At 70.1% G+C, this 3,984-nt stretch carries 5 protein-coding genes; 3 read left to right on the forward strand and 2 right to left on the reverse strand.

Annotated features, from left to right (window positions below):
• A partial coding sequence (locus tag ACTHL9_RS15715) for a lysophospholipid acyltransferase family protein (protein ID WP_440520221.1) occupies positions 1–506 on the reverse strand: 506 nt, incomplete at its 3' end.
• Between the two features lie 61 nt (positions 507–567).
• Between ACTHL9_RS15715 and ACTHL9_RS15720 the strand changes: the two genes are divergently transcribed.
• The 3 genes from ACTHL9_RS15720 to ACTHL9_RS15730 are packed head-to-tail and all read left to right on the forward strand — an operon-like array spanning position 568 to position 2,676.
• The gene (locus ACTHL9_RS15720; RefSeq protein WP_440520222.1) at positions 568–1,323 is read left to right on the forward strand and encodes an alpha/beta hydrolase; all 756 of its coding nucleotides are present in this window, start codon (positions 568–570) and stop codon (positions 1,321–1,323) included.
• A 19-nt stretch (positions 1,324–1,342) separates the two neighbouring features.
• Complete coding sequence (locus ACTHL9_RS15725) at positions 1,343–2,110, forward strand: alpha/beta hydrolase (RefSeq protein ID WP_440520223.1); 768 nt, start codon at positions 1,343–1,345, stop codon at positions 2,108–2,110.
• The gene (locus ACTHL9_RS15730) at positions 2,107–2,676 is read left to right on the forward strand and encodes a hypothetical protein (protein ID WP_440520224.1); all 570 of its coding nucleotides are present in this window, start codon (positions 2,107–2,109) and stop codon (positions 2,674–2,676) included. The genes ACTHL9_RS15725 and ACTHL9_RS15730 overlap by 4 nt, the downstream gene beginning before the upstream one ends.
• A 54-nt stretch (positions 2,677–2,730) precedes the next feature.
• Here the strand turns inward: ACTHL9_RS15730 and ACTHL9_RS15735 are convergent, their stop codons facing one another.
• Positions 2,731–3,759, reverse strand: a complete 1,029-nt coding sequence (locus tag ACTHL9_RS15735; protein WP_440520225.1) for an ROK family glucokinase — start codon at positions 3,757–3,759, stop codon at positions 2,731–2,733.
• Positions 3,760–3,984: the final 225 nt, after the last annotated feature.

The following is a 3,984-nucleotide window of genomic DNA, read 5'->3' on the forward strand; positions in this document are numbered from 1 at the left end:
CGGCGGATCGAGGGGAATCGCTGCCCGATGGGCTGCACCTTCTCCGTGCCGATCATGGCCACGGGCACCACTGGGACTCTGGTCTCGAGGGCGAGCCGGGCCACGCCGACCTTCCCCCGGTAGAGCCGCCCGTCGGGAGAACGGGTGCCCTCGGGGTAGATTCCGAGCAGCCCGCCGCCACGGAGGACCTCGGCCCCCGCGCCGAGGGAGGCGCTCGACGCGGCGCCGCCGGAACGATCCATGGGCAGCTGGTTCGTGAGCCGGAAGAACGCGGCCGTGAGCCTGCCCTTGAGCCCCGTGCCCGTGAAGTACTCCTGCTTGGCGAGGAAGACCACGGGCCGGGGCACCATGAGGGGCATGAAGATCGAGTCTGAGAACGAGAGATGGTTCGAGGCGAGGATCGCCGCCCCGTTCTCGGGGACGTTGCTGCGGCCCTTGACCCAGGGCCGGAAGAGGAGCTTGACGATCGGTCCGATGAAGATCAGCTTGAGGGCCCAGTAGATCAACGCTTGCCTTTCAACGCAGCGTGCCGCTTGCCATCACTCTAGTCAATGACACGATGGGGTCATGGGGACGCGCGAGCGGAATTCGGGCCAACGGTGGGGTGTGGCGATGTGCCACGGGTTTTCGGGTACGCGTTCATCGGTCGCCCCCTGGGCCCAGGGCCTCGCCGCCCACGGGTTCGACGTGGAGCTGCCGCTCCTGCCGGGACATGGCACCGACTGGCGAGACCTCGAGCGAAGGCGCTGGCGAGAATGGACCGAGGCGTTCGAGGACGCCTATGCCCGGGTGGCCGCCCGGAACGACGTGGTCTTCGTGGCGGGGCTGTCGATGGGCGGGGCGATTGCCCTGCTCACGGCGAGCCGGCTGCCGGTGGCTGGGATCGCCGTCGTCAACCCCGGCCTGGACTTCTATGACTGGCGCGTGCGCTACATCAGCGCGGTCCGCCTCGTCATGAGGACTGCCCTTCCGATCGACGAGCCATCCGCCCCTGACCCCGTCGGCGACGAAGGGGACTACTCGATCACCCCGCTCGCCGCAGTCCACGAGCTCAAGCGCCTCTTCCGCGCCGCCGACCGCGCTCTGCCCCGAGTCACCGCTCCGCTGCTCGTCTTCAAGTCCGACGTCGATCCGGTCGTGCCGCCGTCCTCCGCGCGTCGCATCCTGCGCCGGGTCGGCAGCAGCGATCTCGACTTTGTTCCGCTGCATTCGAGTTCGCACGTCGCCACACGGGATGCCGAAGCCCCGCTCATCGTCCGGCGGACCGCGGAATTCTTCGCCCGCTGCGCGGCCAGCGCCGAGAGCCCGACGGTCGGAGCCTGATCGGGGCATAATGCTTGACATGAACAGCGTCACGGCGACGGTGGGTGTCGCCCTGAGCCATGGGTTCACGGGGAGCCTCGCGAGCGTGACCCCGTGGGCCGACGCCCTCCGCTCCGAGGGCTTCCGCGTGGCGACTCCCCTGCTCCCCGGTCACGGCACGAATTGGGCAGACCTCGCGAAGCGGTCGTGGCGCGAGTGGTACGACGCCTACGAGTCGGCGTACCTCGAGCTTGCGGCGGAATGCCACATCGTCGTCGCCGCGGGGCTCTCCATGGGCGGCGCCCTGGCACTGCGCCTCGCCGCGCTCCACCCGGTTGCGGCCGTGGCCGTCGTGAACCCCGCCCTCGTGGTCGACGATCCCCTGTCCTCGATGACGGGCGTCATGCGGTACGCGGTGCGCGCGGTGCCCGCCATCGGCAATGACATCAAGCGCCCGGGCCAGGACGAGCAGGCCTACGATCGCGTGCCGGTCACTGCCGCGCATCAGCTCAAGCTGCTCTTCAGGGACACGGTCTCGCTGCTCCCCCGCGCCACCGCACCGCTCCAGGTCTTCCGGTCCGCTGTCGACCACGTTGTCAAGAGCGAGCGCAGCGTCGGGGCCATCACGCGATACTACGGCGGGTCCGACATCCGCTTCGTGCGCCTCCCGGACAGCTACCACGTGGCGACTCTGGACAATGACGCCGGAGCCATCTTCGCGCGGTCTGCGGAGTTCTTCCGCGAGATCGCAACGGCATCTTCACCCGCTTCCGTCGGCGATACCGAACCCACCGAGGAGCACGCATGAACGGCCGCCCGGATCCGGACCGCGCCGACCACGAGGCCGACGACGACGTCTGGCGCGACCTCGTCTCGCGGCTGCGCTCGGACGACCCGAGGCTGGGGCCCGCGTGGTCCGAGGACGAATTCGGGCCGGCTCCGCTCGAGCCGTCTGCGGCCGAGCGCGCTGCGGCGTCCCAGGCGGGCGAGCGCTCCGGGCCTCGCCGCCAGGACGCCGGGGACCCCGGATTCGACGCCTTCGATCCGCTGGGGTTGACCAAGCCCCACCCCGAGCCGTCGCGCCCGGAATCCTTCGGCGAGCCGTTCCCTCACGACGACGAGCCCGACGGCGACGGCGAGTTCGTCCCAGAGGAGCCCGACCCCGTGCTGGCCGGGGCTGATCCGGCGAGCGTCGTGGCGTGGGTCGGCGCACTCGGCGCCCCCGCAGGCCTGCTCCTGTCCGCCCTGTTCTGGCGGGGCATCCCGGCATGGGCGATCGCCGCGCTGGTCGCGAGCTTCATCGCCTCCGTCGGGTACCTCATCATGCGCCTTCCGCGGGACAAGGACGAGGACGACGACGGCGCCCGGATCTGAGCGCGCAGCGTCACCCGGAGAGAGCTCAATGAGGGGGCGCTCAGGTGAAGGGTCTCAGCGCGCCCAGCCGGCGGCCCGGGCGTTGACGCGCGAGAGATCGGCTGCTCCAATCAGGCCCGCCTGAGGCCCGAGTTCTGCACGTTCGATCCGCGCTGCGGGACGGAAGCCACGCCCCGTGAGGTTGCGGGCAAATGCTCGCCGAGCGGGACCCAGCAGAAGGTCGTCCGCGTCGCAGAGGCCACCGCCCACCACGAAGGTGCCGGGATCGAGGGCCGCGGCGAGGTTGGCGAGGCCCAGCCCGAGCCATTCACCCACGTCCTCGAGGAGTTCCCGCGACGTCGGGTCGCCCTTCCGCGCCAGATCGGTGACGACCGCTCCGGTGATGGCGTCGATGTCTCCGCCGACGGCCTTCAGGATCTCTTGGGCGACGGGCGAATTGGCCCTCGCCAGCTCGCGCGCCTCGCGGCCCAGGGCGTTGCCCGAGGCGTACTGCTCCCAGCAGCCGCGGTTGCCGCATTCGCAGCGATGCCCGCCGGGCATGATGATCTGGTGTCCGAACTCCCCAGCCACCCCGTATCGGCCGCGCTCGAGCCGGCCGCCGATGACCATAGCCCCGCCAATTCCTGTGCCCAGCGTGATGCAGACAAGGCGCTGCTCCCCTCGACCGGCCCCGAAGCGCCATTCCGCCCAGGCCGCGGCATCGGCATCGTTCGTCAGGAGCACCCTGCGCCGCAGGAGTCGCTCGAGGTTGTCCCGGAGGGGCTCGTTCCGCCAGGCGAGGTGGGGGCTGAAGAGCACGGTGCCGCCCTCGAGGTCCATCCACCCGGCGGCCCCGATCCCCACGGTGGCCACGCGATGATTTCCGCTCAGCTCTTCGACAAGCTCGGCAATGACCCGCTCGACCTCTCGGGGCTGCGAACCCGGCGTGGCGCGGCGCGCCTCGCGGAGGATCTGCCCGTCTGCATCCACCACCCCGGCGGCGACCTTGGTGCCCCCTATGTCAATGCCGATGGCGAGGCCCCGGCGGCGAAGACGGGGGCCGGCAGGGCGTCGTGGAGGGAGGGGACGTCGCGGAGTGGGCACCGGGCCAGTTTAGTGGCGCTGTGGTCACGGCCAGCCCACGCAGAGGACTAATGTTACCGACCAGTAGCATTAGGGACGTGGCCAAGGCCACAGTGGTCACCAGCTTGGCTAAGGTTGAGGTACGCACCCATGAGGGCACAGCAAAGGAGTCAACGTGCGCGAGAAGATCGTCCCGCCCCTCGTTCCCCACGCGGTAGCACGGAATATCACCGACTTCGTCATCGA

It is taken from the genome of Sinomonas sp., from assembly GCF_051955515.1.
Classification (GTDB): Bacteria; Actinomycetota; Actinomycetes; order Actinomycetales; family Micrococcaceae; genus Sinomonas.

Bases quoted from the DNA above. Each gene is read 5' to 3' on its own strand.
- ACTHL9_RS15720 (WP_440520222.1), top strand. From the start codon at position 568: ATGGGGACGCGCGAGCGGAATTCGGGCCAACGGTGGGGTGTGGCGATG.
- ACTHL9_RS15725 (WP_440520223.1), top strand. From the start codon at position 1,343: ATGAACAGCGTCACGGCGACGGTGGGTGTCGCCCTGAGCCATGGGTTC.
- ACTHL9_RS15730 (WP_440520224.1), top strand. From the start codon at position 2,107: ATGAACGGCCGCCCGGATCCGGACCGCGCCGACCACGAGGCCGACGAC.